This window comes from Aneurinibacillus terranovensis DSM 18919, assembly GCF_000430625.1.
GTDB lineage: Bacteria > Bacillota > Bacilli > Aneurinibacillales > Aneurinibacillaceae > Aneurinibacillus_B > Aneurinibacillus_B terranovensis.
This window is the reverse complement of sequence record NZ_KE387173.1, coordinates 12,746-37,901: the sequence shown is the minus strand read 5'-3', so window position 1 is coordinate 37,901 and position 25,156 is coordinate 12,746. Positions and strand designations below refer to the sequence as shown.

Sequence of the window (25,156 nt, the reverse complement as noted above, 5' to 3'; positions counted from 1 at the left end):
ACTATAGCCGCTGATTTGCCGCAAGGATTATACATAACGACGTAACCAGGCAGGCACAGAAAATGGTATAATGGAAATAGAAAGTATTGTGATGATCAACTTCACTTTTTACTTATTTCATTGGGATCGGAGGAACTGCCGCGTGTTTACCAGGGAGCTTTTTCACTATTTAACGGATGGTGTTGTGATTATGGATAGGGACCGCATTATCCAGCAAATGAACCCCGCCGCCCGTAAGCTGACCGGCTGGCAGATCGGTGAAAAGGTCCCTTATTGTACATTTTGTCAGAAACGCGAGCTGATGCCAGGGGAGGAACGATGCCTTCTCGCGGAAAAAGAGCCGGTCCCCTATTTTGAATCAGAAATGCCTGTTTATGGCGAAAATCTTCCCGTAGCCTTTAGCACTACGTATCTTCCGGGAAAAAATGATATGGAGAAACAGATGGTGCTGATGATCCGGGATATATCAAAAAAGAAAAAAGAAGAAGAAGCCCGGATGGCCAAGCTTATTACCCGGCAAACGATTGAAGCCCAGGAAGCCGAAAAAAAACGGATGGCCCAGGAACTGCATGACGGTGTCGGTCAATCGTTATACAGTGTGTCGATGGGGCTGCACCGCCTCGTCCGGCAAATCGATGAGGAAGAAGCCAAAAATACCGTTGCTGAACTGCAGACGATTCTGAATGATACGATGAGCGAAGTCAAACGTTTATCCGCCAACCTCCGGCCCGATACACTCGATATGCTTGGTTTGGGGGCAGCCATATCCTCTCTGATCCACAGCATGGAGCGCCATTTTCCTATTAAAATTACGTTGAAGTCTGTCCTGCGTACCGAACACAGGATGGCCCCGCATATTGAACTTAATATATACCGGATTATTCAAGAGATTTTAAATAATATCGTGAAGCATTCTAACAGCCCTACCGCCTACGTATCCGTTGATTTTGCGAACAGACACGACCTTGTTATTTCCATTCGTGATGAAGGTATCGGCTTTAATGTAAATGAGGTTCATTCCGGCCTTGGTTTAAAGCATGTCAAAGAACGGACAGTGTTTCTGGACGGCCATTTGGAAATTAACTCCGCACCCGGCGAAGGGTCAAGCTTTCATTTATATATCCCCGGGGCGTGGAAAGGTGAGAAAAAATGAAAATTAAATTGCTGTTAATAGATGACCATAACATTGTACGTTCCGGGCTTTCTTCCTTTTTAAACAGTCAGCCTGATTTGATTGTGGTTGGGGAAGCATCGGAAGGTACGGAAGGTCTCCAGAAAATCTACGTCGTCGAGCCCGATATTGTTATCTGCGATTTATCGATGCCGAAAGGAATGGACGGGTTTACTACCCTGCAGGAAATACACCGATCCCACCCTGATTTACCGGTCCTTGTCCTTACGATGTATGAGGATGAAATTTATTTGAAGGAAGCCATTCGCATTGGGGCAAACGGCCTTGTGCTGAAACAGACCGACCCGAACCAGCTGCTTGAAGCGATTCATGCCCTTTTTCAGGGAAAGAAATATTATGACGCCTTTTTCCCTGAGGAAACGGTAACCCGCTGCATAAAGGAAATACAGTTAGAAACCCGTCCGGTTACATTAACGGTACGCGAAGAAGAAATCCTGCGCTTGACCGCAAGAGGCTATACCAACCGGGAAATCTCGGATCGCCTTGTCATTAGTGTAAAAACGGTGGAAAACCATAAAAGCAGCATCATGAAAAAACTCGCCTTAACAAGCCGGGCAGAGCTTGTTCAATATGCGATTAATCACGGGCTTATGCAGGTCAGCCCGCCGAGTTAAGAGTGGTAAAGAGGCTGCGCATGCATCTCTAAAGGGAGTGCTCGTCTCATTCCTCGCCGCAAGCAATAATATATAAAAACCCCTTAAGAATTGATGATCTGTTATTAAATCGTGGAAAATACTGGTTTTTGTTATCATGTAGACAAACTGAAAAGGGGGTAATGGTTTGTTCAAGAATGGTAATGTGACGGTGATGGTGTCAGATTTAAATCGAGCAGTCCAGTTTTACATGAAAACGCTTGAGTTGAGGCTACAATACGAAGTGCAGGGACATTGGGCTCAGGTACAAGCCCCAAGGTTAACTGGGTTACACCCCGCTGGAGAGCACGGCCCCCAACCAGGAAAATCTGAGAGCCTCTCTATTGGCTTTGAAGTACAGGATTTGGTAGCTGCGACCGAAACACTGCAATCCCGGGGTGTTGTCTTCTCACCTGTAATGGAAGACAAGGCAACCCGGATAGCATACTTCGGCGACCCTGACGGGAATACCCTTTACTTGGTCGAAGTCAAAACTCAGAACTGAGGAACCTAATTTGGTTCCTCGTTTTACTTAAAGGCTTAAAATCTAATAAAATTAATTCATATTATTTAACTTATAAGAGAACTCTTCCAATTCATTTTCATAAAGGGCTTAAAGGCAAAATTAATCAGCGAATTGCAGAAAATGGCCTGGCGCTAAATTACTAACATAAATGTTCACGTTATAAAAAAAGCCCTTTTCAAGGGCTGATGGAATGGGAGAGAACAGGAAGAAGTCTAATTTCCTGGCTCATGGTTGACTGACACAGGGGGCACACCGGATCTTTTTCGAAGGAGTACAATTGTCTCATCCAGGCGTTACAATCGGGATTGTCGCAATTCCAAATCGCGATGTCGTATTTTTCTACCTCTTCTACCTGCTGTTTACCGCGCATAAAAGCCATGATAAACCACCTCCGGCAATGATAGTCATAGTATGCCAAATGTGTGTGCTTTTATGCGAGTTGATGTCGGAAATAGCGAATAGGCACTTCTTTTGATAACCTTTGTCGAGGTGGTTGGAAGTTGCGGCATTTTGCCGTATGCTAATTTACAACAAGACAACGTGAAGGGGGAGCGATTCATTATGCAAAACAATGGTGCGTGGATGACTTCAAAGGATGTGGCGGTTACACTTGATGTACATGTTCGGACGTTGAGAAACTGGATTGATTTTTTCAGCCCGTATATGGTGCTGCAAAAAAACAGCCAGGGTCACCTTCACTTAAGTGAACAAGCCTTTCACTTGCTAATTGAGATAAAACGGGTGAAAGACACCGGTGTTCAAACATTGAAAGAAGTAGAAGATAGACTCCTGGCGGAAGGAATACTGGCGGAAAGAAAGGAGAGCGGAAAAGAAAACGAATCACCGACTCATCCTTTCGAGTCCTCCCTGAACGGTATTCAGGAGGAAAGCGTTGTGGAAAGAATTACGGAACTTGAAGATCATATTAATCGACAGTTTTATCAAACAATTCAGGAAATTACAGAATCATACCGGCAAACAGCGGCCGGGGTTGAAACGGCAGTCGGCAGCGCACTGGAAACGGCTCTCGAAGCCGCCGCTGCCAGGCAGATACCCAGGCCTTCCCTGCCCACTGCCACATCCTCTCCTTTATCAGACGTCCATTTTAAGGATATTATGCGAAAAATGGAGGAAATAGAAAAAAAACAGGAAAATATTCGCCTGGAAATGCGCAAAATGAATTTCGAACTGCAGATGCTTTCTGTTACAGAAAAAAGGAAGAATAAACACAAAAAACCCCACTTCTTTAAATGGTCTCTTTTCCGCAAGGCCCCGCGGATTTCATCCGAGTATTAACGTGATGCATCGAATCTGTTTATTTTTGCCAGTTTTCCCTTGCAGGGAAGTATCTAGTGTCCGTGCTTCTCTTCCGTTTGGGGACCGGCCCGAAACATTTGGGTAGCTCGAAGATGTAGTCAGTCGGGCCTAAAAACGTCCCCAAACTCCAGAAAAACACTGGGCAGTTAAACATCCCCACAAGGGAAGACCCTTACAAAAAATAAAAAAGGGCCATTCCATTGCCACCGCGTAGTTTTTCGTTGCGCGTCGCAAACAACGCTTATAGGTGATGCAAAAAAGGCCCGCTAAAACATTTGCCAACCAAATGTCCAGTGAGCCCAATGCGTGGTTTATTTAACTATTCGTGGACGCCTGCACCGCTTGCACGGATTTCACCCTCCACATTTTCGGAATCTATCTCCAGCTTTTTCATCAACAGGCGTACGATACGCAGATGGTCGACTTCCGTTACTTTAAACTCATACCCATGGGACGTGACCGTCTGGCCAACTTTAGGCGGGAATTCCACTTGAGAAAAAATCCAGCCGCCAATTGTATCATAGTCGTCCGAATTTAACTCCACACCAAAGCGGTCGTTTACTTCTTCGATCAGCAGCCGTCCGTCAACAGAGAAAGTATGGTCGGTTTTTCTCTCTATGTGTGGGCGTTCTTCGTCAAATTCGTCCTGAATTTCGCCCACAATCTCTTCGAGAATATCCTCAATCGTTACAAGCCCGGCTGTTCCGCCGTATTCGTCGATAACGATAGCCATATGGCTTCGTTTGCGCTGCATCAGTTTAAGCAGATCGCTAATATGAATCGACTCAGGCACCGTTTCAACCGGCCGAATAATTAAAGACATCTCATTTTTACGGTCACTCATATAGAGATTGTAAATATCCTTTATATGAACAAAGCCGATGATATTATCCTTATCTTCGGCAGCGATCGGATAACGCGTATGCATTTCTTTCATCGCTATACCAAAGTTCTCTTCAAATGTTGCATCCTGAAACATACAGACCATGTCTGTACGGGGGATCATAATTTCGCGGGCATTTCTCTCCGCAAATTCAAATACATTATCCACAAGCGTCAGCTCTGTCTGATCAATGAGTCCACTCTTATGGCTTTGCTTCATAAGAATACGGATTTCTTCTTCCGTATGTGCCGCTATATGAGGCCCGCTCGGTTCAATCCCGACGATGTGAAGAAAAAAGGTGGCGGCCTTGTTTAACAACCATATAAACGGATACATTACCTTATAAAACATAACGAGAATTCCCGACGTCCACAGAGCCGTTTCCTCCGCCTTCTGAATCGCAAACGATTTCGGAGCAAGCTCTCCGAGTACAATATGAAGAAAGGTAATTACAGAAAAAGCAATGATGATAGACAAGGTATGAAGAATCGTATCCGAAATAGAAAATAATGAAAAAACAGGACGGAGAAGAGTGGCAATCGTAGGTTCCCCAATCCAGCCAAGGCCGAGCGACGCCAGCGTAATCCCTAATTGCGTAGCGGATAAGTAGGCATCCAGATTATCAACAAGTTTTTTAGCGGTTTCAGCCCGCTTATTTCCTTCGGTGATTAATTGATTAATTCTTGTACTTCTTACTTTTACAATGGCAAACTCAACGGCTACAAAAAAACCGTTTAAGAGGACGAGTGCCAAAATAGCAATAAGAGAAAATAATACCGAGAGAGGGTCATTATTCAACTGGTCTCCGCTGCCGTACCTGGCAACAGATACACCTGCCTTCCGTTTTGTATATTATGTTGTACAATATGACAAGTATTAATATATGTATACCACATCTAACGCGATTTATAAACGGGCTAATAGCTAGCCCGTTTTAATCATCGTTTGATCGGTTGAAAATCCATACATATTCGAGCAGCTGGAGGACGGCCATAACAGCGGCAGCAACGTACGTAAGAGCCGCTGCCCCTAGCACCTTGTTTACCCCCGTTTTTTCCGGCTCTGTTACAAACCCTTCCATAGCCATTAGCTGTTTCGCCCGGGAACTCGCATTATATTCCACCGGCAGCGTGACTACCTGAAACAGAACCGCTGCAAGAAAGAAAAGAATGCCTACAAGAATAAGCCCTGAAGCTTTAAATAAAAATCCACCTATGAAAAGCAAAGGTGCAATCCCTGAAGCGAAGTTTACTACCGGAAACATGCGATGGCGCAGCACAAGCATACTGTAGCCTTCCTTATGCTGGATCGCGTGACCAACCTCGTGTGAGGCCACTGAAATCGAAGCAATCGAGTTTCCATAATAAACAGGTTCTGATAAACATACTGTGTTTGAAACTGGATCGAAATGGTCGGTAAGCGCACCTGCAACAGGTTCGACCGGCACATGACGCAGTCCGTTGTCATCGAGAATACGGCGCGCCACCTGCGCACCGGTTAAACCGGAATAAGCCGGAACCCTCGACCACTTCTCAAAATTGCCTTTTACACGAAACTGAGCCCAGAGAGATAACGCGAAAGCCACCAAAATAAATGGGGTTAACGCTGTAAATAACACGGATCCAATTCCTCCTCAATTATTTTTGCCCCTTCTACATTCATTTTACCATAAAACGTACCATCCATACAGTAATACGTGACGGTTTGGATTTACGATCCCGCATACGGATTGGACGCGGCTTCAGGAAACGTGTGGATAAACAGTTTCTTTAAACGGAGGAGAGACTCCTCGTCCCATTCAATGTGCTGAATGGATCCCCCTGCATACCCGATAATTGGCAATCCCCCATGCACCAATGGAGATTCCTCTTCGGTTTTCTGAAATTCCGTTACAGCCATAAGGATATTGGCCAGCGGGTTTTCATCATCTGCTGACAGATTTACCACCCTTAGGATATCGCGCAGCAAAGGCGTCATTGTCACAACCAGCAGCCGGGTCATTTCCCCTCCACGGTTCCTGCCGACAATCTGGCTTACCCAGATCAGCAGCGCCGCTTCCCTCACCCCGGCATTTGGATGGCGACGCATCATCCAGATCGAACGGTAGATCAAACCCATGGACAGTTCCCGGGCCCCCTGCTCACCTAGACGATTTTCCATCGCGCTGTAGTCGAGATAAAAGGAAACTCCTTTCTCCAGCAACCTCTCGTCCGTCACGGACCCGGCATCGACCGTCTCCTGCGGAATTTCCTCCTCATCCTCTTCACGACCAGGGTCGTAAGAATAGGCTTCAAGCAGCAAGCGCTCTGCTTCTCCTTTTTCCTCATCAGAAAACGCGATCGCTTCCGAATAAACATGGACAAGGTAAGAGTCCTCAAGCGCTATATAATGAATCCATATTTGTTTTTGCTCTAAAAAACGGATGGCAAGATAACGCGCTTGTTCATCTTCAACGGCAAACGTTATCGGATAGCCAAGCGGGTCATCAGGATTGGTAATCGTCCACAATACCGCTATCCATTGGCTTTTATGCCTCGTAAATTCCAAAAACACTTCTGCTTCCGCCTGCTCGGCGAAACGCTCAATATTATCGTATACGATATAAATCTCAACATCGCCTTTCCCGTTCAACCGGGGAAAATAACGGAACCCTTCCTCCTCCACTGCCTGATAGATATCCTGAAAGGTGAGGTGGTTCAAACCCTCCCCCATCGTTTTTTGACTGGGAGAAATCCGTTGTGCGGGTACTGCAATCGATGGCTTAATAGCCTCTATAGACGAATTCATAAAAACCCCCGCATTCCTATACACTTTTTTTGGTAATAATGCTCCATTTCTGCATTTCTTTCATAAAATTTCTGTCTGTCGAATCGATATGTATCGGCGTAATAGAAATGTACCCTTTTTTAACCATTTGGTAATCGTCATTTACATCACTTCCAGCGAGATATTCCCTTTCAAGCCAGTATTCGCTGCCTGCTGACGCTTTCTTTTCATCCACCCGGTCTCTGTAATGATGAATGTCGAGACCTGTTGTCACAATCCCCTGTAAAGCGCTCTGGTTAACATGCGGTACGTTAATATTTAGCAGGACGTCAACAGGAATATCGCGGATGCGAATTTCCTCCCAGATCGGACGCAGGAGTTTCTCCACTTCGCCAAATTCAAAAGGATGAGGATAATTGTCATAAGAAACAGCAATGGCCGGAATGCCGTTAATCGCCGCTTCTCTTGCCGCACTAACGGTACCTGAATAATAAATATCTTTGCCCATATTTAACCCGGCATTAATTCCTGATATGACCAGGTCAGGCTTTTCCTTTAAAACGACATGCACAGCCATCTTTACGCAGTCGGCCGGTGTACCGTTTACTGCCCACGCCTCCACGTTTTGCCCAGGAAATTTTGCATTTTTCACGGTGAGCCCTTCTCTGACTGTAATACGGTGCCCCTCAGCGCTTCGCTCCTGGTCAGGTGCAACTACAACAATTTCCGCCAGACCTTCAAGAGACGAGACAAGTTTGCGAATACCGAGCGCTTCAATCCCATCATCATTGGTTACTACAACTTTGTACATGTCCTACGTCCTCCAGCTTCCATTAGATTCTTTTACAATTTTACTATTTATCCTTTCAAAAAGCATCCGAATATACATGGTGCTGTTATGTAAACGCCGCCATCGAACACCGGTAAACGCTTTACAAATGTTCACATTTTATTCGATAATATAGGTTTGCCACGGCAGTAAAATCAATGTATAGTGATTGAGAAATCTACTTTAGAATCCAGTTGACAACCGAACAATCCTGTATTCCGTTAATGGAAAGGAACGAAAGACCATGAATATTTTTCGGGAATTCGAACGTATCTTCGAGGAACATGCCATCCCTTATACTTTTGAAAGTAAAGGGGAGGACCACTATATTTATCGCACAAACGAGGAAATGCGGGATGCAGGAATCACTCCTGATAACGTAATGCTTGACTTTAACCTTGATCAAAAAAATGAGGCATTGTTTCTCGGCATGATTCGAATCCCCCACAGCTATCGCAATCAATCGGTAGGCGCCAAGCTTGTCCTTGTCATGAAAGAATTCGCGAAGGAGAACCACTGGGTTATCATACTGGAAAGTGCCCCTGAGAATCTTTTATTCTGGCAGAAAATGCACTTTTCCACGTTTCTTTACGAATCGTATGGTTTCTGGATGATGGGGTACGGCGCGAAAAATAAACTGGCCTTCAAAGTGAAATGGCAGCAAATGAAAAAATACTTATATGCGGAAGCGCATTAAACATAAGCAAACCTCCACAAGCAACAGCCTGCACAGGCAGCCGACTGTGGAAATAATAAAAACGAGCACGTGACGATGCTCGTTTTTTTATCCGTTACGTTAGCGAATCACTTTCGCGTTGTCGAAGGGGTAAAAGATTAACTCCGCTTTCCCTACTACATTGCCTCGTTTTATAAAGCCAATTTCACGACTGTCCAGGCTGTGGTTTCGGTTATCCCCCATCACGAAATAACTTCCGGCAGGCACCGTCAATTTTTTAAATCCGACCATTGTTACTTGGGAAATATACGACTCATTGACCTCCCTGCCGTTTCGGTAGAGAATTCCGTTTGTTAATTCAAGCGTATCGCCCGCCACACCGATGACCCGTTTAATATAGTCATCGGTTTTGGTGGCATGCAGTACGATGACGTCTCCGTATGACGGTTCCCTGTACAGGTAGACAAATTTATTTACAACAATCCGTTCGTTGTTCTCAAGCGTCGGCTCCATTGATATGCCCTCCACAACATAAGGGGTCAACACATAAAGACGGAACACGATGACAGCGGTCACAACTAGAAGAAAGTACTTACTCCAACGGTAAAAATCAGAAGTCTCATTTTCCACAGCGTTCACCTCTCAGTCAGCTTAACTATACACACAACATAAAATAAAATAAATATATTTTGGTTTATTTTTACACATAACTTCTCGACAGGTTATTTCGACATTAAAAAAACTTGGGCTGGCCAAACCTCAGGCGCCGGCAATAGCCTTAGTTGCCCCTATGTAGATTAAAGAAGCAGCATCCCGCTTGTGGTATGCTGCTTCCAAGTGCTATTTTTTCTTTTTATTTTTCCCGCCCATAATGGGGTATTTATGACGTGACTGCGTATGATGCATGACCATATACAGCTCAAGCCCGCCGCCTTGTTCATACATAAACGGCATGGGCGTAATGGGGACGTTGCCCCGCATGGCAAAATCCACTGCAATCCGGGAAAGCAAGGAAGCTCCTTTTGCATCGGCCAAATCAGCGATAATCAAAACATCTTGGTGGGGAACGGCTACGCCCATCTGTCCTTCACATTTCCCGGCCATCTCTTTAAGGAGGGCCGGAAGCAGTACCCTGCTGGCACTGTAACTATCTTTGCAGGCGAAGAAATAGAAGCGGTTACCGCCAACCCTGTCTTCCTTAAAAGATGTATTGAGGCTTTCCAAATTGCGAATGGCCAGCGTATGCAGCTGATCGCGTGACCAGCCGGCGTTCTGCAGCATATGCTCCGTTATAAGCGTATAGCTTTGTGAAAAATCAAGCGCATACAATACCGCAGTCTCAGCCGTATGCTCCCGGTACACATACTCTGCCAGCGCATTTTTTAAAAACGACGGGTGGCGGACGACGGGATATATGCGCTCTTCCTGTCCGATAAGTGATGGATCATTCCGTGCTTCGTCCATCACCCGGCCGAGTTTGGCAACAAAATCTTTCAGTATCGATTCCTGTTCGGACTCATTATTCGCCATCCTGGCAAGGAGGGCATCCAGCTTAATGGTGAAAGGAGCCGGCTGCCCTTCTTTGCTGAGTTGAAGGAGCGGCTGCTCATCTTCAACTACACGGGCCAACCATGAAGAGCCTAATGTTTCCGCCACCGCTTCCGTTATTTTTTGTACCAATCCTTCATCATGTTTATCCTTATCATGTTTACCTTTATCGTTACGATTGTCTTTATAACTGTTTTTATAATTGTTCTTATCCATTTGTTTCCTTCCTTACTTCACGTTCTGCTTCGGCTTATCTTACCCCGATTACAGTTTTTAGCCCTGTGAAATTCCGCGATTATTGCTTGAGCTTCCTTTCAAACAAGTTGATCAGTTTGTCGCCGTCTTCCCCTGTCCACAGAGCGACTTGGCGAAGCGCATCACCGATATAATGAGTAAGTTCCTGCAGTTCGTCCGGGTCAAACAATACCTGGTCATTTTCCAGCCGTGAACGAACGACGAGCGACGTGAGAAAAGAGGTCATCGGTACATATTCATCGTTTAAAAAATAAAAAATGTAGGGATACTTCTCCACGAGCAGGCTCGCCCAAGTATTAACGGCGGGGTTGTTTACCAGGTCTTCCACTTCACCGGCAAATCCGTAAAAGGAAAAAACCATCTTTTCTTTTTTCCGGGCTGCATTTTGTTTGTCTAGACCGTCAAAAAACCGAGTGAATTGGCTAATGTCTTCCTGTTCTACTTCATCACGCGATATTTGAAACGGGATCATACGGGCAAATGGTTCTTCTTTTTCATGGCTTCCTTCCCCATCGTCCGCTCCGGCGGGCTCATTCGCACTCCCCTCCACAGGCTCTATTACGGCCTCCGTAGACTGCTCTTCCATGATTTCATCCATACGCCCCAGCCACGCTTCGAAATCGATAAAGTAGTCATCCGGTAAATGAAAACCCAATGCGGCGGCAAATTCGCGTGCCACCTTCCGATATTCCCAACCGATGGCGTCACATGTATCATAGATAAGAAGGATTCGACTTTTAATAAATGCATCCTGTTTTTCCGTCTGGGATGGCAGTACATACGTGGCGTAAAGGGTGCTTGTTTCCTCATTCCCCCAGTCTAAAAAAGCGGTGATGTCGTACGTTTCCCGCTCAAGTAATTCGATATATTTGCCGAGGCGCTTGCCTAAAAATTCATCCATTTCGCCTGCAAGTTCCGGATCGACGCTAAGGCGAATCCTCCCTTTTCTGCGTTCGCCGTTTTCAATTTCATGAAATACCTTAGCAATGAGCTGTTGCGCTTCTTTGAAATTATGCTTTTCAATTTTGTCGCGCGTTATAACAAAAGGCAGCGGAATATCCTCTTTCTCCTCAACTTCTGCTCTCGGTTCGGAACCTAAAGTGCCGGGCGCTTCCTGGCCACCAGTCTGTTCCATCCAGTCATTCTTCGCTGCTTCCTGATCATACTCTTCCGCAGAAACCGGCACGTTTTCTCTTTCCGTATCAGTCTTTCCTGTAAAGAAGACCCTCCGCAAGAACTGTTTTACCATTCAACATTTCCTCCTGCTACTGTAAGGCTCTTTCATCATGATCGTATTTCCGCTCCATACTATATTCGACAAGGAGTGAAGTTTTCCTACCTTATTGTACTTAGAGACCCGTCCGGTGTAAATGAAGGAGGAACAATCGGATGCTTTTTTCGGATAAAAATTATTTGATGCACACACACTAAAATGTCGCCTTTCTACTCGTTGAAATAGTCAGATAGATTTAGAATAACGGGAAAAAGCAGAGAAAACCCGTATTATTTACGCTATTTTATTGTATAACAAAGTTTTAATTTTCCACTGCTGTTATATTACAATTAAGAAAAGGAGGCGTCTGCTCATGAAACCTGTATCCGAATTTTACAATAACCTTCCGAAAAAACAATGCGCGCACTGCGGTACATTAATGGATGAACAAGCCGAATCCTACACGACAGCATGCCCTGAATGCGAAGAAAAAGAGACTTCCCCGGTTTAAGGAAATCTGTTTCTGTTCAGCTTGACCAAAGGCGATATTTTTCGGTATGATATAAAAAATCATACCATATAATTGGCAATGACGAAGAATAGTAAGCAGGAAAGGCGTTGACAGAGAGCCGGAGGCAGGTGGGAATCCGGTACGGACTCCTGGCTGAATGGACTTCTGAGCCCCACGCTGAAGCGTAAGTAGGCGGTGGCGGGACTCCCCGTTAACAAGAATAGAAGTGAGCCGTTCATTCGGCTAATTAGGGTGGTACCACGGTCTCTCGTCCCTTTGCGGACGGGAGGCCTTTTTATTTTATTTTGCAATAAAGGAGCGACAAGACATGAAGCAAATTTTTTCAGGGGTACAACCGAGCGGAAGCTTCACGCTTGGCAATTATATCGGTGCAATGAAGCGATTTGTTGATTTGCAGGATGAGGGAAACTGCCTGTACTGCATCGTCAACCTGCACTCGCTTACCGTGCCGAAAGACCCCGAACTTCTGCGGCAGTATACGATGGAATTGGCAGCCATGTATCTGAGCATTGGGATTAATCCTGAGAAATCGATTCTCTTTATTCAGTCTCAAGTACCGCAGCATGCGGAACTTGGCTGGTTGATGCAGTGTACGGGATACATCGGCGAACTGGAACGAATGACCCAATACAAGGAAAAATCAACCGGCAAAGATATTGTGACAGGCGGCCTGCTTACCTACCCGGCTTTAATGGCAGCCGATATCCTGCTGTACAATACCACCCATGTACCGGTCGGCGAGGACCAAAAACAGCATTTGGAATTTACCCGCGATATGGCCGATCGCTTTAATAAGAAATACGGAGAAACGTTCGTTATACCCGAACCGATGATCCAGCAGTTCGGCGGCCGCATTATGTCGCTTGACGACCCAGCAAAAAAGATGAGCAAGAGCAATCCGAACGCCGGGAGCTACATTGCCCTGCTGGATGAACCGAAGGAGGTCGAAAAGAAAATCAAACGGGCAGTGACGGATTCGGAAGGAATCATTCGATACGATAAAGACAGTAAGCCGGCTGTCAGCAACCTGTTAACGATTTATTCCGCCTGCTCCGGCGAATCGATTGAAACGCTTGAAAAACGTTATGAAGGCAGGGGGTACGGTGACTTTAAGAAGGATTTGGCTGAAGTCGTTATTAACACGTTAACTCCGATTCAAGAAGGATTTACAAAGTGGATTTCAAGCCCTGATTTAATTGACATTCTAAAAGACGGCGCAGTGCGTGCGGAAGCCATCGCCGAAAAGAAAATGGCCACCGTCCGCAAAAATATGGGTCTTGTCACTTTTTAATCGTAGCCTGCCAATTTAGCATGACAACGGCATCCCGGGGCTGTCGCCGGATAAGCCCCAGGGATTCTTTCCTGCGACAGACCTCTTTTCTTATTATATCTATGCTCCTTATTCCCCTTTAAACTCAGGCTTGCGCTTCTCACTAAATGCATGCAGGGCCTCCATCCGATCACGTGTCGGTATAATCACCTCGTACGCTTTGGATTCAATTTTAAGCCCGGTTTTTAAATCGACTTCCGTTCCGTAGTTAATCGCGTATTTCGCTTGAATCACCGCCAGCGGACCGTTCTGCATAATTTCTCCGGCGAGTGCTTTCGCCTTTGGCAATAGCCCGGCCTGATCGGTCACTCCGTTGAGAATCCCGAGTTCTTCCGCTGTAGGGGCGTCAATCTTGCGTGCCGTTAAAATAAGCTCTTTCGCCTTCCCTTTTCCTATCAGGCGCGGCAGCCGCTGCGTTCCGCCTGCCCCCGGGATAATGGCCCAGCTTACTTCCGTCATCCCAAGCTTTGCCGCTCGGGTCGCATAGCGAAAGTCGCAGGCGAGAGCCAGTTCAAATCCTCCTCCGAAGCAAAATCCGTTAATCGCTGCGATCGTCGGCTGTGGCAGTTCCTCCACCCGATCGAACACATGGCGAATTTTGTTAACAAAGTGCTGAACCTCCTGTTCCGGCATGGTTCGTCTTTCTTTTAAATCCGCCCCTGTACTGAATGAGCGCTCACCCGCCCCGGTAAAAATAACGGTCCGAATCCCTTTGTCAAACTGAATTCGGTCAAGCGTCTGCTCCAGTTGATGCAGCATATCATAGTCAAAGCAATTGAGCTCGTTGGGGCGATTCAATGTGACCAGTCCCAGATACCCCTCTTTTTCAAAAACAATTTTCCTCTCACCCACTGCAGCATCCCGCCTTCTATATCTAATCTTTAACAAGAACTGAACATCGGCAAACACCTGATTTGTAATGTTTTATTCAGCCGCAATCTCATCCCAACGGGCAATCCAGGCCATCCCTTCGACTACCCAGTGCTCGATTTCCCTGATTTTCTCTTCCTTAAGCCCAAGACATCTGGCTATTTGATAGATCGCCGTTGTCTCCTCTTCCGTTAGCCCTTCTCCCATGTCAGCAAGCTTGAACATTTTTCTTGTAAGCATCAATTTGGCATGATAGCTCAGATGCGGACCTACTTCGTTGGCTATCGCAATCGGATCTTTAGGGTTTTCTATATCATCGTGAAAAATTTGCCTCTCTCGAACCGAAAACATATCAAGGTGGACCTGTTGAAATATTTTTTCCTTTTCTTCTTTATCCAAATATCCATCAGCCTGTGCAACGCAGATAAGCAGGCGAATTTCATATACTTGTGGATGTTCTGCGGCACTAACCGGTTCATACATATGGTGGCCCTCCTATTTGAAAACGCTTTTATTAACATTATATCATTATTTGTACACTTAATTGTGTGGAAAAAATGTAAACTTTTTGTTTGATTAAATGAGAAAAACTCGCGGGCGTTGCCGCTCGTCCTTTTTCTGCAGGGAAGCGAAACGGCCGCTTAGTGACCGGAAGGTCGGACCGACAAAACATCCGGGTACCTCAATGATGGAGACAATTGTCGGTCTGATCGACCTTCCGGCCACACGCTCCACATCGAAAAAGCAACGTTTGGCACACTCCCGCGAGTTTTTCTCAGGTGACCCATGGAGGAAAGTATATGTTGCTTTAACACTGTAAAGCAACATATACTTTCTTTAACGGTCAAAAAGGGAGATGCAGTCTATTACGCACCTCCCTTTTGCCTTTTCCTACCGTTCTTTCATAAGATGAATACTGGCCGACAGTTCTCCAATCGAACCGCTCAGCATATCTAATTTTCCTTCAATACGGAGCAACAGATACAGCGTGACGGCAACCGGGAATCCGACGTTCGAGACCACCGAAACCCAATCACTCATGTCTGCCCCCTCCTTTTGCGCCTTTATGCCAGAGCAATTTCCGAAATCGTCTGGCCGACAAGACGCGCAGATTTTTTGGCGACAAGCCCGCCGCCGTTTGTTGTAAAGATATTGGTGGCTATGATTTTATCCATCACACGATTTACATTCGCCTCATTAACAGGTACAGCCGCCTGAGGAATGGTAAAACGGCATGTCTTCCCTTTGTCCGTGGTAAAAACGAGCTCAAGTGTCTGGGTTTCCATTTAGATAACCTCCATTCTTTTTGTCGACTTTTGTCTTCCGACGCTGTTAATAATTAGACGTTGTCCAACTCCGTTTGGGCGCTTTGTTCCACCCGAATAAACGGAAGTGTTTGCAGCGAAGCGATATCCGATGCTACTTCGTACACATCCTGCTCGTTGGCGCCCGGCTTAATTTTCCCAACCATCCGCCGCTTATAGCGGGCATTCCCTTTACTGTCGACACCATCCTGCAGAACGAGCGATAGCTGAACCGGTTTCACCGTACTCACAACACTCATTTCCTACACCTCCTGGCTTTAATTGAACGGCTTGTGCTGTTCTACTCTATTGTTTTGACACAGGCAGCGCCGCAGGGACATAAAGAAAACGAATACCTTCTAAAAGTATGATGACTGATAAAGTCCTTACAGTGTAAAATAGGAAGATAAGGCTGACATTACAAGGTGGTTTTGAAGAAATGAACAAAAACAGGCGGAAATATTTTCGCAACTATTTGAAAAAACTTTTATACGCCGAAATGACGATTATTAACAATCCTGCTCAATCTGATGTCCATACAACTGCGCAAGAATCCTGCAACACTCTCCTTCCGCCTTTGCGATAAAGAAAATCTCGACGTGTGTTTAAGAGAACAAGAAAAAAAGGGAGCGCCGAAGCTGCCAGAAAGCAGCAGCTAATCCTCCTTTTCTGCTAATAGCCGAAGCAGTGCGTTGATTTTGTCAGGTTCCTTTAACTGTTCACGCATGGATGTCATAAGTATGAGCCGGGCCAAGTCCCGGTATATAGGAAGCCATTCAGGTGCCTGCACTGCCAGCGCACGCAAATGCGCCGCTACCGTTCCGGTATCCCCCCGCACGATAGGACCGGTAAGCGCTCTGGCAGGCCCCATTGTCCGAGTGTTTTTTATGCTCCCTTCTATTAAAGGCAGAAGAGCAGGCAGAACCATTGTTTCTTCTATACCTGCTTCCTTCATAAGCACAAGACTGTAGTCGATAACCGCTACCAGCGCATTTGACGCCATCGTAGCCGCTGCATGGTAGATCGGCTTCTGATCGGATGTAATAATAAAGTACGGATTATGTAAAGAGGTAAGCAAATTCGTTAACGTTTCCAGCGCTTTTTCCGTTCCCTCCATACTAAACGAGGTCATCGTCAGCGCATCGGCGCCCGCAACCGGATCACTAAACGATTGCAGTGGATGCAAGGACGCAATATGGGCGCCTCTTTTTGCAAGAGGCCGGAGTTTGTCAGATGTGGCCGCTCCACTCATATGGAAAATGACTTTTTCTTCGACAGATAAATCTTCCACGATACATGTTTGCACCACGTTGTCTATCTGGTCGTCACCCGTCGTAATCCCAATCCAATCACTTGCCGCAACTAGTTCTTTTATCGTTTGCACCTGTTTGCCGCCTGCAAGTCTGGCCGCATGGCAGGATTTTTGATAGGTGCGATTATAGAATTGAATCCGGTACCCATTCCGGGCAAGATAGATACCGAAAGACGTACCCAGCCTGCCCGCGCCAATGAATCCCACGGTCGTCATTAACATTCATCCCTGTCTGTTATTTTAGCTACATTATAGCATGCAGCATTATTCACCGGAAACGGTCAGGTGGTTTTAATCAACCGTCATATAAAGCTGTACCTTTAGATTACCCAACCCCTCGACCGCGTGAACAACCATTGCACTCAACTTTGCGTCATTGGCTTTATCCTGAATTTGCTTGACAACCAGAAACAAATCCTGGTACACGTAGGAAAAATCAATATGGCGTTCGGGGTACTTTGCTTTCAGTTTGTTGTCGATATCTTTTAGCTGCTTCCCCGTTTTCAGCACGGCCTGGACAAGATTTGCCTGCGTTTGCGGCGTGAGTTTATATGTTGACTGGTAATCGATAATTTCTTTATAAAGCCCTGCCAAATGTTCGACCGTCTCTTCGCCCTTTAGCGCGCGAAATTCATTTAAATATTGGTGCGAAACATAACTCTGATATTTAATGAATCCCAAATAAACCGCAGCTGCGATTAATGTATAGAACAAAATCTTCTTACCAAGTTTTTTGGCCACCTCTCCTACACCAACCTTTCTGCATCATTTTTCTACATTTTATTCTTGTCCTCCCGGCGTTTATGCTTAAAGATAAAGAAAAAAGGAAGCCGTGAACTAGCTTCCATAGTAATGTATTTCATTTTCAATTAGTTTTGCCTGCTGTTCAATCGTAGCGCGATGCGCCCTGTAGTGCTTAATGTTATCTTTATGCGCTTCAATTTCCTGGTCAAGCTGATAGCGCCAGCGCCTAATTTCCTGTATTTTGCTGTCGCTGTCATAAATCATTTTTATCCGATCCATGTAGTAGACGGGGAGCTGCGTAATGTCTTTACCCAGCATTTCATCGGTCAGCTTCGATGACAGCCGTTTGATTTCTCTATCGGTACTGTGGTCGGCAATACTCGAATCAATTTTGTTCCAAAGGGATCGGAGCAGCCCTTCATCCTTCTCCTCCGTTTCCGGAATTTCCTGTTTGCTTTCAATAAGATCCAAGAGCTTATCTAGAATGGTGCCGGCTTTTCCCTGCAGCACGCCGTGTAATTTATGGACATCATGGGGCAGACGCTGAATTAAAACCGCGCGAATTTTTTCTTTTTCATCGACGATTTGATCAAGCTGCTTTTGCAGGACTTTACTATTGCTCTGTTTTTGTTCCAGAAGCCGCTCTTCCAGTTCAATTTTGTACGTATGATCCTGAAGCTTTTTTTGCAAGTGATCATAAACGCCTTTCTTTTCCAGCCAGAATGAAACGAAACGCCCGATGGCCTTCTCTACGTCCTCCTCGCTTTTTTCTTCACTCCATTGGAAGACACAGTAAACGATAAACGGGAGAATTTGTTCGCGGAGACGCTGGTTTGAGAGTGATCGGAGAACGGCGCCGCTTCCTTCCAAGGAATAGTGAAGAAACATCCCCAGGGAACGGGGTTCCGGTATAAGCGCGCCGCGTGATTCTCCGGCTTTGCCCTGTTCACGGATTTTTTCCGCTTTTTCATTCTGATATACGAGCAGGTCAAGTAGATTTTCACCTTGAAAATCTTTTTCATTTCTTGCCAGCAGCTCTACGGTTTTTTCTATAACGGATGTCGTATTATTTATAAAATCTTCGCGTGAGAAATACATGAGCTTTTCGATTTGAACCAGTTGATTTAACCAGATGAGCAGCTTCAACACCAGTTCTTCGTGGCTTAAGCCGTTCAGCCTTGCCGACTCCTTCTCAAGCGATGCCGGCAATTTACCCGTATATAATTCAATTGCGTTCACTTTTTCCAGCAGTGCATTAAGAAGGCGCAGGGTACAATCAGGCAGTAAAATGAGAGACTCCGCAAATACTTGCTTTCGCATGTTCTCCTCTCCTTACGTGAACATCCATAGTCTGTTTTTTTTACTATAACACACCTTGCCTTATCCGAAACGCGTAAAGAATACAAACGTTGTTGTGCCGTAAGAAAAAAATGATGTACTCGGCCAGTGTTCTATTCGACAAAAAAAGAAAAAATATTCATGTATCAACCAATCACAATATGACAAAATTCTCCTGCGCGGTATGCCATAATATGAAAGGTACTCCTTTTAGCTGCCCTGCTAATCGGATCGTATTGGTTTCATTGACTCCACCTACTGGCCCCATCGTTGCTGATGTGGGCCCCTTTTTATGTCATCGATTTAGTTTGCTGCATGTGATGAATATCACCGATTTTTACATCCACTGTAGGTAGAATAGGGTATAATAAATGAAGTAACTAGCTGGAGGTATTACATTATGACATTTTCGTTCTCTCAAGAGAGTATATATGAAGCAATCGGAGGGGAAAAAACCATCCGCAAGCTTGTCAACGCTTTTTATCCAAGGGTTGGCGCCGATCCGATCCTCAGTCCGCTTTTTCCGGAAGATTTAACCTTTATTGCGGAAAAGCAGTTTATGTTTCTCACTCAATTTCTCGGAGGCCCAACCATTTATTCTGATGTTTACGGTCATCCAATGATGAGGGCCCGCCACATGCCGTTTGAAATCACGCCGGAACGCGCGCGGCAATGGCTGAAACTTATGAAGGAATCGATGGACGAAATCGGCATGGAAGGCCATGCCCGCGACTATATGTTTGAACGATTAACCCAGGTTGCGCAGCATATGATCAATAAGCCGGAATAAATTACTCATCAAAACCTTTAAAATTTTCACCGCTTGCTTTATAATGGAAACAAACTTAATAACAGCACTACTAGGGGAGCCTGTGAGCCAGGCTGAGAATGAAACGCGAGGAAGTTTCTAAACTCTTGGAACCTGATCTGGATTGTACCAGCGTAGGAAAAGTAGTTTCGGCACAACTGTCGATAAGCAGTGCCGCTCGTACAAATACAGGTCAGGTCCTTCGGGGTCTGGCCTTTTTGATTTGTTTAGTTTTCATAACAGAGGGAGGTAGCAGCAGTGGAGTCTCATGTACTGCATATTATCAGCAGCGGGAAGCAAACGCTCGCACGAGTGAAAACAATTATCCACTCCATTCACCCCTACCTGGATGTTTTTCAGATTCGAGAAAAGCAGCAAACCGCCCGCACCCTTATGGCCTGGGCCCAAACGCTTCTCGCCGAAGGCTTGCCCGCTTCCAAGTTGTCTATGAATGACCGGTTGGACGTGGGGCTTGCTGTGCGGGCCGGACACATTCATCTGGCCTATCACAGCCTGCCCCCGTCTGAAGCGAAGCCCCTCTTGTTCCCGGGCCAGAAGCTGGGCGTTTCTGTTCATGATGTAAAGGAAGCGGAACTGGCCGAGGAAAATGGTGCGGACTTTCTCTATTTCGGACACGTTTACCCGACCCATTCTAAACCGGGCATGGCACCGAGGGGGATACACGCATTGGAAAAAGTGGTGCATTCCGTTTCCATTCCGGTAATTGCGCTTGGCGGGATTACCCTGGAGAAAGTCTACGATATTCTGGCTACAGGGTGTGCAGGGCTGGCCGTGATGTCTGCTGTCATGAAGGCTGAAAATCCGGAAGCGACCATCATGGCGTTTCGCCGTGAAATGGACAAAGTAACGGTCCATCCTGTCCGGATACAAAAACATATATAAGGGAGGAAGAAAAGAATGAAGCATTGTGATGTCGTAATTATAGGCGGAGGAATCATCGGGAGCTCAATTGCCTATTCCTTAGCCAAACGTGGAAAAAAGGTTGCCATTCTGGAAAAGGACACAATCGCCGCCCATGCATCCGGAGCGGCCGGTGGAATGCTGGGTGCACAGGTGGAGTTTCCTGTGCACGGTCCACTTGTTGAAATCTCCATTGCAAGCCGGAAGATGTTTGATGAACTGCAGCCGGAATTACATACGCTTACAGGCATCGATTTTCAGCTGCGGAAAGCCGGAATGCTGCGCATTGCTTTTAGCGAAGAAGAAAAGAGCTTGCTGACCAGCCAGGCAGCCTGGCAGAGCAGGCTCGGACTGTCTGCCGAATGGCTCGAACCCGCCGAAGTGACTGCTATGGAGCCAGCTGTTTCCGTGGAAATTGCCGGGGCACTCTCCCTTAAGGATGATACCCAGGTTTCCGCTCCTGACCTGTCCATGGCGTTTGCCGTGGCAGCGGCCCGGTACGGCGCGGAAATCGTCGAACAGTGTGAAGTGACATCGATTCAGCACACAGGCAACCGCATTACCGGTGTTGAAACGTGGCACGGCATTTTCGAAGCGGACGAATACATCATAGCGGGGGGAGCGTGGAGCGGTAAAATCGCCGAATTGCTTTCCCTGTCCCTGCCGATATTTCCGATAAAAGGGGAAGCCTTCTCGGCGTTTACACTGCCGCATCCGGTGCAGCGAACGATCTATTCACACGGCTGCTATATCGTACCCAAAAACAACCATCGTCTTCTGGTCGGTGCATCGGTAAAAAATAGCGGATTTGATGCCCGGTTAACTGTCGGTGGAATGCAAGAGCTTATGGCGAAGGCAGTTCGTTTGCTGCCCGCCCTTAAGGACTGCCCGCTCGATAAGACATGGGCGAGCCTCCGACCGCAAACGGAAGACGGACTTCCGTACGTTGGCCGTCTTTCTTCATTTGAGAACGGCATTATTGCGGCCGGACACTATCGCAACGGTATATTGCTCAGCCCGATAACCGGGCATCTGGTCGCTCAGATCGTATCCGGGGAAACCCCGGACTTCCCCATAGAGGCTTTTTCAGACAGGCGGCGCCTTTCCTCCCCTGTATAGATAAAGTGCGCGATACGTTTTATGGAACTGAGCCCCAAGAAGGAGGTGACAAATCCATGCATGTCATCATTAACGGGGAAGCTCAAACATTGCCAGCTTCCATTCAAACCGTGAAACAACTGCTGGAATATCTTCAGCTCCAGGATCGCATCGTGGTCGTTGAAGTAAACCGGTCTATTCTCGAAAAAAATCAACATGACATTTCGCCGGTTCAGGACGGCGACACCATTGAACTTGTTCATTTTGTTGGAGGAGGTTGAATCCTATGTTAAAAATTGGCCCTTATAAATTTGCATCCCGTCTGCTTCTCGGCACGGGGAAATTTCCTGACTTTTCTATCCAACGCCAGGCTGTGGATATTTCCGAAACAGAAATTTTAACGTTTGCGGTCCGCCGCATGAACATCTACGACCCTGCACAGCCGAATTTTCTGGAACAGCTTGATCTGCAAAGATACAAACTGCTGCCCAATACAGCCGGCGCGTCCACAGCGGAGGAAGCGGTACGAATTGCCCGAATGTCCAAAGCTTCCGGCCTGTGTGACATGATTAAAGTTGAAGTCATTGCCGACACGAGAACCCTGCTCCCCGATCCAATTGAAACATTAAAGGCAACACAAATACTGGTGAATGAAGGGTTCATCGTTCTTCCTTACACGAATGATGACCCGGTTCTTGCGCGCAGGCTTCAGGAAGCGGGAGCCCATGCAGTGATGCCGGGCGCTTCCCCCATCGGCAGCGGGCAGGGAATTTTAAATCCGCTTAGCATTAGTATTATTATTGAAGAAGCTAGCGTTCCTGTTATCATCGATGCGGGAATCGGCACCCCATCAGACGTCACGATTGCGATGGAACTTGGCGCTGATGGCGTGCTGCTTAATACAGCAATAGCAGGGGCGAAAGATCCCGTAAAAATGGCCGAAGCGATGATGCTGGCTGTCAAAGCCGGCCGCCTTGGCTATGAAGCGGGACGCATCGCAAAGAAACGATACGCGCAGGCGAGCAGCCCGATGGAAAGCATGGTTAAATAGGAAACTAGTGTAATAGTGTAATAGTGTAATAGTGTAATAGTGTAACAATGAAAACCCCGCTAGCCTATCATCTGTTGGCTGGCGGGGTTTTTTGCCCATATACCGGCAAAAAATCTAAAAAATTACAAATGATTAGTTTATTCGACTTAAGGGAAACATACGTGCTATCCTCTATCATTCTGCAATGGAATGAAATAGATTATATCCGGCTTAATAATTAGCTAACAAAATCTTAACAAACTTTACGAATTGTTTACATTATAATAATGATTGTATGTATTGGCGAATGATGTAGAAACACGCGCAAACTTTTTACTATCTTAATTGTCTTATTCAACTGGAGGTAAAATCATGGTCTTTAAGAAAAAGGACGTCTTTCTGGAAACCCTGTACAAAATCGCTCTCAACATTCAAGAAGCGGCTCATTTCTTTAATGAATTCAAACTTGAATCGTCCGAAAGTGTCAAAGAATTCACAGATAGAATCAAAGAATATGAAAGTCTTGGGGATTCGTATATTCATGAATTAACCAATGCATTAAATAAAACATTTATTACGGCAATCGAAAGAGAAGACATCCTCAATCTGGCTGTTACGCTGGATGATGTGCTGGACGGTATAGAGTCCTGTGCTTCCCGCTTTTACATGTATGACATCACTAAAGGCGATGATTATATGGTCAAGTTCGGGGAGATTATTGAAGCTTCCACAAAAGAAATATTAAAGGGTATCGAACTTCTCCGCGACCGCAAATTATTACCTATTCGCGAATATACGGTTCGCATCAACGATTTGGAATCGCACGCGGACGAATTATTAAGGACAAGCATTCGGACACTATTCCAATCTTCGGAAAACGCCATACATATTATGAAATATAAAGAAATTTATGAAATTTTAGAGGGTGTGTCCGACAGCTGTGAAGATGTGGCGGATACGCTGGAAACTATCATCATGAGAAATTCTTAAAGGACGACTGAATTTATGGGGACAAGCTTAGCTATTATCGTACTGATTGTTGCTCTCGCACTGTTTTTTGACTTTATAAACGGATTTCATGACACGGCAAATGCCATTGCAACATCCGTATCCACAAGAGCCTTAAAACCTAAATTAGCCGTTTTACTCGCATCCACGATGAATTTCATTGGCGCGCTGACATTCACCGGTGTCGCAAAAACGATTGGCGGTAAAATCGCGGACCCGGGAAAATTAGAACATGGGGTTGTTATTGTTATTGCCGCTTTAATCGCCGCTATTATATGGAACCTGATTACCTGGTGGTACGGGATTCCGAGCAGTTCTTCCCATGCTCTTATCGGGTCGCTCGTCGGGGCTATCGTAACGGCTTCCGGATTTTCAGCCGTTAACTGGAGCGGGTTTGGCGATATTTTTAAAGGGTTAATTACTTCGCCGATCGCTGCTATCATCGTGGGCTTTCTAATTATGAGTCTTTTTTTTCTCATCCTGCAAAACGTAACGGCTCCACCTTCTAAAGTAAACCGTGCATTCCGCGGGTTTCAAGTCTTTACCGCTGCTCTACAATCCTTCACCCACGGTACAAACGATGCGCAAAAATCAATGGGGATCATCACATTCGCCCTTGTAGCAGGCGGATACCAATCAAACATAGGCCATATCCCTTTCTGGGTGCAGGCAAGCTGTGCTCTTGCGATGGGTCTTGGAACATCGATTGGCGGCTGGAAAATTATTAAGACGGTTGGTGGAAGAATCATGAAAATCGAACCCGTGAACGGTGCGGCTGCCGATTTATCCTCTTCCTTAATCATTCTGACTTTTACCAAGCTCGGTCTTCCGGTAAGTACAACCCATGTGATTTCATCCGCGATTATGGGTGTAGGTTCAGCCAAACGCGTAAAGGGGGTAAAATGGGGTGTCGCCCAGCGCATCGTGATTACCTGGATTATTACTCTCCCTATTTCTGCACTTATAGCATCTATTGTTTATTTTCTTATTCATTTTATTTTTTAAATAAGAAAAACTCGCGGGC

At 45.9% G+C, this 25,156-nt stretch carries 31 protein-coding genes, 1 riboswitch and 1 other annotated feature; of the genes, 15 read left to right on the top strand and 16 right to left on the bottom strand.

Annotation, left to right across the window (positions count from 1 at the left end; genetic code table 11):
* Positions 1 to 142: 142 nt before the first annotated feature.
* The 3 genes from H525_RS0118040 to H525_RS0118030 all read left to right on the top strand — a co-directional run bounded on the left by H525_RS0118040 (position 143) and on the right by H525_RS0118030 (position 2,329).
* The gene (locus tag H525_RS0118040; RefSeq protein WP_027417324.1) at positions 143 to 1,153 is read left to right on the top strand and encodes a PAS domain-containing sensor histidine kinase; all 1,011 of its coding nucleotides are present in this window, start codon (positions 143 to 145) and stop codon (positions 1,151 to 1,153) included.
* On the top strand, positions 1,150 to 1,806 hold the full coding sequence (locus tag H525_RS0118035; RefSeq protein ID WP_035101889.1) for a response regulator: 657 nt from the start codon (positions 1,150 to 1,152) through the stop codon (positions 1,804 to 1,806). Before H525_RS0118040 ends, H525_RS0118035 begins: the two co-directional genes overlap by 4 nt.
* 166 nt (positions 1,807 to 1,972) lie before the next feature.
* On the top strand, positions 1,973 to 2,329 hold the full coding sequence (locus tag H525_RS0118030) for a VOC family protein (protein ID WP_027417322.1): 357 nt from the start codon (positions 1,973 to 1,975) through the stop codon (positions 2,327 to 2,329).
* 196 nt (positions 2,330 to 2,525) lie between these two features.
* Here H525_RS0118030 and H525_RS0118025 read toward each other — a convergent pair whose 3' ends face one another.
* The gene (locus H525_RS0118025; RefSeq protein ID WP_035101887.1) at positions 2,526 to 2,729 is read right to left on the bottom strand and encodes a cold-inducible protein YdjO-related protein; all 204 of its coding nucleotides are present in this window, start codon (positions 2,727 to 2,729) and stop codon (positions 2,526 to 2,528) included.
* 182 nt (positions 2,730 to 2,911) lie between these two features.
* On the opposite strand from H525_RS0118025, the gene H525_RS0118020 reads away from it, so the two are divergent.
* Entirely contained in the window at positions 2,912 to 3,646 is a 735-nt protein-coding gene (locus H525_RS0118020) for a MerR family transcriptional regulator (RefSeq protein WP_027417320.1), read from the top strand.
* A gap of 340 nt (positions 3,647 to 3,986) precedes the next feature.
* Here H525_RS0118020 and H525_RS24700 read toward each other — a convergent pair whose 3' ends face one another.
* The 4 genes from H525_RS24700 to surE form a co-directional block, all read right to left on the bottom strand.
* Complete coding sequence (locus tag H525_RS24700) at positions 3,987 to 5,348, bottom strand: hemolysin family protein (RefSeq protein ID WP_035101883.1); 1,362 nt, start codon at positions 5,346 to 5,348, stop codon at positions 3,987 to 3,989.
* Positions 5,349 to 5,484: 136 nt separating this feature from the next.
* Positions 5,485 to 6,168 carry a zinc metallopeptidase gene (locus H525_RS0118010; RefSeq protein ID WP_027417319.1) on the bottom strand — a complete coding sequence of 228 codons (684 nt, stop codon included), beginning with the start codon at positions 6,166 to 6,168 and terminating at the stop codon, positions 5,485 to 5,487.
* A gap of 92 nt (positions 6,169 to 6,260) precedes the next feature.
* Positions 6,261 to 7,337, bottom strand: a complete 1,077-nt coding sequence (locus H525_RS0118005; protein WP_027417318.1) for a hypothetical protein — start codon at positions 7,335 to 7,337, stop codon at positions 6,261 to 6,263.
* A 16-nt stretch (positions 7,338 to 7,353) separates the two neighbouring features.
* The gene (gene surE / locus H525_RS0118000; protein WP_027417317.1) at positions 7,354 to 8,127 is read right to left on the bottom strand and encodes a 5'/3'-nucleotidase SurE; all 774 of its coding nucleotides are present in this window, start codon (positions 8,125 to 8,127) and stop codon (positions 7,354 to 7,356) included.
* Between the two features lie 262 nt (positions 8,128 to 8,389).
* On the opposite strand from surE, the gene H525_RS0117995 reads away from it, so the two are divergent.
* Entirely contained in the window at positions 8,390 to 8,842 is a 453-nt protein-coding gene (locus H525_RS0117995) for an N-acetyltransferase (RefSeq protein ID WP_027417316.1), read from the top strand.
* Positions 8,843 to 8,941: 99 nt separating this feature from the next.
* Here H525_RS0117995 and lepB read toward each other — a convergent pair whose 3' ends face one another.
* From lepB to H525_RS0117980, 3 genes are all read right to left on the bottom strand, one after another.
* The gene (lepB, locus tag H525_RS24695; protein ID WP_081413493.1) at positions 8,942 to 9,451 is read right to left on the bottom strand and encodes a signal peptidase I; all 510 of its coding nucleotides are present in this window, start codon (positions 9,449 to 9,451) and stop codon (positions 8,942 to 8,944) included.
* 210 nt (positions 9,452 to 9,661) lie between these two features.
* Complete coding sequence (locus H525_RS25815) at positions 9,662 to 10,585, bottom strand: DUF1444 family protein (protein WP_051331146.1); 924 nt, start codon at positions 10,583 to 10,585, stop codon at positions 9,662 to 9,664.
* A 79-nt stretch (positions 10,586 to 10,664) separates the two neighbouring features.
* Positions 10,665 to 11,873 carry a hypothetical protein gene (locus tag H525_RS0117980; protein ID WP_027417315.1) on the bottom strand — a complete coding sequence of 403 codons (1,209 nt, stop codon included), beginning with the start codon at positions 11,871 to 11,873 and terminating at the stop codon, positions 10,665 to 10,667.
* Between the two features lie 337 nt (positions 11,874 to 12,210).
* Here H525_RS0117980 and yhfH point away from each other — a divergent pair, with 337 nt between their 5' ends.
* The gene (gene yhfH, locus H525_RS26680; RefSeq protein WP_081413492.1) at positions 12,211 to 12,348 is read left to right on the top strand and encodes a protein YhfH; all 138 of its coding nucleotides are present in this window, start codon (positions 12,211 to 12,213) and stop codon (positions 12,346 to 12,348) included.
* Between the two features lie 69 nt (positions 12,349 to 12,417).
* Positions 12,418 to 12,627: a binding site (T-box leader), on the top strand.
* A 49-nt stretch (positions 12,628 to 12,676) separates the two neighbouring features.
* Entirely contained in the window at positions 12,677 to 13,660 is a 984-nt protein-coding gene (gene trpS, locus H525_RS0117970) for a tryptophan--tRNA ligase (protein WP_027417314.1), read from the top strand.
* A 108-nt stretch (positions 13,661 to 13,768) separates the two neighbouring features.
* On the opposite strand, the gene H525_RS0117965 is transcribed toward trpS, so the two are convergent.
* Both H525_RS0117965 and H525_RS24685 read right to left on the bottom strand, forming a co-directional pair.
* Positions 13,769 to 14,551 carry an enoyl-CoA hydratase-related protein gene (locus H525_RS0117965; RefSeq protein ID WP_027417313.1) on the bottom strand — a complete coding sequence of 261 codons (783 nt, stop codon included), beginning with the start codon at positions 14,549 to 14,551 and terminating at the stop codon, positions 13,769 to 13,771.
* 72 nt (positions 14,552 to 14,623) lie between these two features.
* The gene (locus tag H525_RS24685; protein ID WP_051331145.1) at positions 14,624 to 15,052 is read right to left on the bottom strand and encodes a DUF533 domain-containing protein; all 429 of its coding nucleotides are present in this window, start codon (positions 15,050 to 15,052) and stop codon (positions 14,624 to 14,626) included.
* Positions 15,053 to 15,149: 97 nt separating this feature from the next.
* Between H525_RS24685 and H525_RS27585 the strand changes: the two genes are divergently transcribed.
* A complete protein-coding gene (locus H525_RS27585; RefSeq protein WP_155837418.1) occupies positions 15,150 to 15,389 on the top strand; it encodes a hypothetical protein in 240 nt (79 codons plus the stop codon).
* 71 nt (positions 15,390 to 15,460) lie between these two features.
* Here the strand turns inward: H525_RS27585 and H525_RS26675 are convergent, their stop codons facing one another.
* From H525_RS26675 to H525_RS0117925, 6 genes are all read right to left on the bottom strand, one after another.
* Positions 15,461 to 15,610 carry a YvrJ family protein gene (locus H525_RS26675; RefSeq protein ID WP_081413491.1) on the bottom strand — a complete coding sequence of 50 codons (150 nt, stop codon included), beginning with the start codon at positions 15,608 to 15,610 and terminating at the stop codon, positions 15,461 to 15,463.
* Between the two features lie 23 nt (positions 15,611 to 15,633).
* Positions 15,634 to 15,855: a DUF2922 domain-containing protein gene (locus H525_RS0117950; protein ID WP_027417312.1), complete on the bottom strand. Its 222-nt coding sequence runs from the start codon at positions 15,853 to 15,855 to the stop codon at positions 15,634 to 15,636.
* Between the two features lie 53 nt (positions 15,856 to 15,908).
* Complete coding sequence (locus tag H525_RS0117945; RefSeq protein WP_027417311.1) at positions 15,909 to 16,133, bottom strand: DUF1659 domain-containing protein; 225 nt, start codon at positions 16,131 to 16,133, stop codon at positions 15,909 to 15,911.
* A gap of 395 nt (positions 16,134 to 16,528) precedes the next feature.
* The gene (locus H525_RS0117935) at positions 16,529 to 17,401 is read right to left on the bottom strand and encodes a Rossmann-like and DUF2520 domain-containing protein (RefSeq protein WP_027417310.1); all 873 of its coding nucleotides are present in this window, start codon (positions 17,399 to 17,401) and stop codon (positions 16,529 to 16,531) included.
* Positions 17,402 to 17,476: 75 nt separating this feature from the next.
* Entirely contained in the window at positions 17,477 to 17,926 is a 450-nt protein-coding gene (locus H525_RS0117930; protein WP_027417309.1) for a hypothetical protein, read from the bottom strand.
* Positions 17,927 to 18,022: 96 nt separating this feature from the next.
* Positions 18,023 to 19,249 (bottom strand): hypothetical protein, encoded by a 1,227-nt coding sequence (locus H525_RS0117925; RefSeq protein WP_027417308.1) that lies wholly within the window; start codon positions 19,247 to 19,249, stop codon positions 18,023 to 18,025.
* 418 nt (positions 19,250 to 19,667) lie between these two features.
* On the opposite strand from H525_RS0117925, the gene H525_RS0117920 reads away from it, so the two are divergent.
* From H525_RS0117920 to H525_RS0117890, 7 genes are all read left to right on the top strand, one after another.
* Positions 19,668 to 20,057 (top strand): globin domain-containing protein, encoded by a 390-nt coding sequence (locus H525_RS0117920; protein ID WP_027417307.1) that lies wholly within the window; start codon positions 19,668 to 19,670, stop codon positions 20,055 to 20,057.
* Between the two features lie 62 nt (positions 20,058 to 20,119).
* A riboswitch (TPP riboswitch) is annotated at positions 20,120 to 20,234 on the top strand.
* Between the two features lie 99 nt (positions 20,235 to 20,333).
* Entirely contained in the window at positions 20,334 to 20,978 is a 645-nt protein-coding gene (locus tag H525_RS0117915) for a thiamine phosphate synthase (protein WP_027417306.1), read from the top strand.
* A gap of 15 nt (positions 20,979 to 20,993) precedes the next feature.
* Entirely contained in the window at positions 20,994 to 22,115 is a 1,122-nt protein-coding gene (thiO, locus tag H525_RS0117910) for a glycine oxidase ThiO (RefSeq protein ID WP_027417305.1), read from the top strand.
* Positions 22,116 to 22,171: 56 nt separating this feature from the next.
* Positions 22,172 to 22,375, top strand: a complete 204-nt coding sequence (thiS, locus tag H525_RS0117905; protein WP_027417304.1) for a sulfur carrier protein ThiS — start codon at positions 22,172 to 22,174, stop codon at positions 22,373 to 22,375.
* A 5-nt stretch (positions 22,376 to 22,380) separates the two neighbouring features.
* Positions 22,381 to 23,145 carry a thiazole synthase gene (locus H525_RS0117900; RefSeq protein ID WP_027417303.1) on the top strand — a complete coding sequence of 255 codons (765 nt, stop codon included), beginning with the start codon at positions 22,381 to 22,383 and terminating at the stop codon, positions 23,143 to 23,145.
* Positions 23,146 to 23,496: 351 nt separating this feature from the next.
* Positions 23,497 to 24,114, top strand: a complete 618-nt coding sequence (locus H525_RS0117895) for a DUF47 domain-containing protein (protein ID WP_027417302.1) — start codon at positions 23,497 to 23,499, stop codon at positions 24,112 to 24,114.
* A gap of 15 nt (positions 24,115 to 24,129) precedes the next feature.
* The gene (locus H525_RS0117890; RefSeq protein ID WP_027417301.1) at positions 24,130 to 25,137 is read left to right on the top strand and encodes an inorganic phosphate transporter; all 1,008 of its coding nucleotides are present in this window, start codon (positions 24,130 to 24,132) and stop codon (positions 25,135 to 25,137) included.
* The last annotated feature ends 19 nt before the right edge of the window (positions 25,138 to 25,156 follow it).

Excerpts from the sequence above, each read along its gene's own strand:
- H525_RS0117935 (WP_027417310.1), bottom strand. The coding sequence starts at position 17,401 with ATGACGACCGTGGGATTCATTGGCGCGGGCAGGCTGGGTACGTCTTTC.
- H525_RS27585 (WP_155837418.1), top strand. The coding sequence starts at position 15,150 with ATGAGAAAAACTCGCGGGCGTTGCCGCTCGTCCTTTTTCTGCAGGGAA.
- trpS (WP_027417314.1), top strand. The coding sequence starts at position 12,677 with ATGAAGCAAATTTTTTCAGGGGTACAACCGAGCGGAAGCTTCACGCTT.
- H525_RS0118025 (WP_035101887.1), bottom strand. The coding sequence starts at position 2,729 with ATGGCTTTTATGCGCGGTAAACAGCAGGTAGAAGAGGTAGAAAAATAC.
- H525_RS0118020 (WP_027417320.1), top strand. The coding sequence starts at position 2,912 with ATGCAAAACAATGGTGCGTGGATGACTTCAAAGGATGTGGCGGTTACA.
- H525_RS0117950 (WP_027417312.1), bottom strand. The coding sequence starts at position 15,855 with ATGGAAACCCAGACACTTGAGCTCGTTTTTACCACGGACAAAGGGAAG.
- H525_RS26675 (WP_081413491.1), bottom strand. The coding sequence starts at position 15,610 with ATGAGTGATTGGGTTTCGGTGGTCTCGAACGTCGGATTCCCGGTTGCC.
- thiO (WP_027417305.1), top strand. The coding sequence starts at position 20,994 with ATGAAGCATTGTGATGTCGTAATTATAGGCGGAGGAATCATCGGGAGC.
- thiS (WP_027417304.1), top strand. The coding sequence starts at position 22,172 with ATGCATGTCATCATTAACGGGGAAGCTCAAACATTGCCAGCTTCCATT.
- surE (WP_027417317.1), bottom strand. The coding sequence starts at position 8,127 with ATGTACAAAGTTGTAGTAACCAATGATGATGGGATTGAAGCGCTCGGT.
- H525_RS0117920 (WP_027417307.1), top strand. The coding sequence starts at position 19,668 with ATGACATTTTCGTTCTCTCAAGAGAGTATATATGAAGCAATCGGAGGG.
- H525_RS0117900 (WP_027417303.1), top strand. The coding sequence starts at position 22,381 with ATGTTAAAAATTGGCCCTTATAAATTTGCATCCCGTCTGCTTCTCGGC.
- H525_RS0118005 (WP_027417318.1), bottom strand. The coding sequence starts at position 7,337 with ATGAATTCGTCTATAGAGGCTATTAAGCCATCGATTGCAGTACCCGCA.
- H525_RS0118035 (WP_035101889.1), top strand. The coding sequence starts at position 1,150 with ATGAAAATTAAATTGCTGTTAATAGATGACCATAACATTGTACGTTCC.
- H525_RS24685 (WP_051331145.1), bottom strand. The coding sequence starts at position 15,052 with ATGTATGAACCGGTTAGTGCCGCAGAACATCCACAAGTATATGAAATT.
- H525_RS25815 (WP_051331146.1), bottom strand. The coding sequence starts at position 10,585 with ATGGATAAGAACAATTATAAAAACAGTTATAAAGACAATCGTAACGAT.
- H525_RS0117895 (WP_027417302.1), top strand. The coding sequence starts at position 23,497 with ATGGTCTTTAAGAAAAAGGACGTCTTTCTGGAAACCCTGTACAAAATC.
- H525_RS0117980 (WP_027417315.1), bottom strand. The coding sequence starts at position 11,873 with ATGGTAAAACAGTTCTTGCGGAGGGTCTTCTTTACAGGAAAGACTGAT.
- yhfH (WP_081413492.1), top strand. The coding sequence starts at position 12,211 with ATGAAACCTGTATCCGAATTTTACAATAACCTTCCGAAAAAACAATGC.
- H525_RS0117890 (WP_027417301.1), top strand. The coding sequence starts at position 24,130 with ATGGGGACAAGCTTAGCTATTATCGTACTGATTGTTGCTCTCGCACTG.
- H525_RS0117995 (WP_027417316.1), top strand. The coding sequence starts at position 8,390 with ATGAATATTTTTCGGGAATTCGAACGTATCTTCGAGGAACATGCCATC.
- H525_RS0117925 (WP_027417308.1), bottom strand. The coding sequence starts at position 19,249 with ATGCGAAAGCAAGTATTTGCGGAGTCTCTCATTTTACTGCCTGATTGT.
- H525_RS0117945 (WP_027417311.1), bottom strand. The coding sequence starts at position 16,133 with ATGAGTGTTGTGAGTACGGTGAAACCGGTTCAGCTATCGCTCGTTCTG.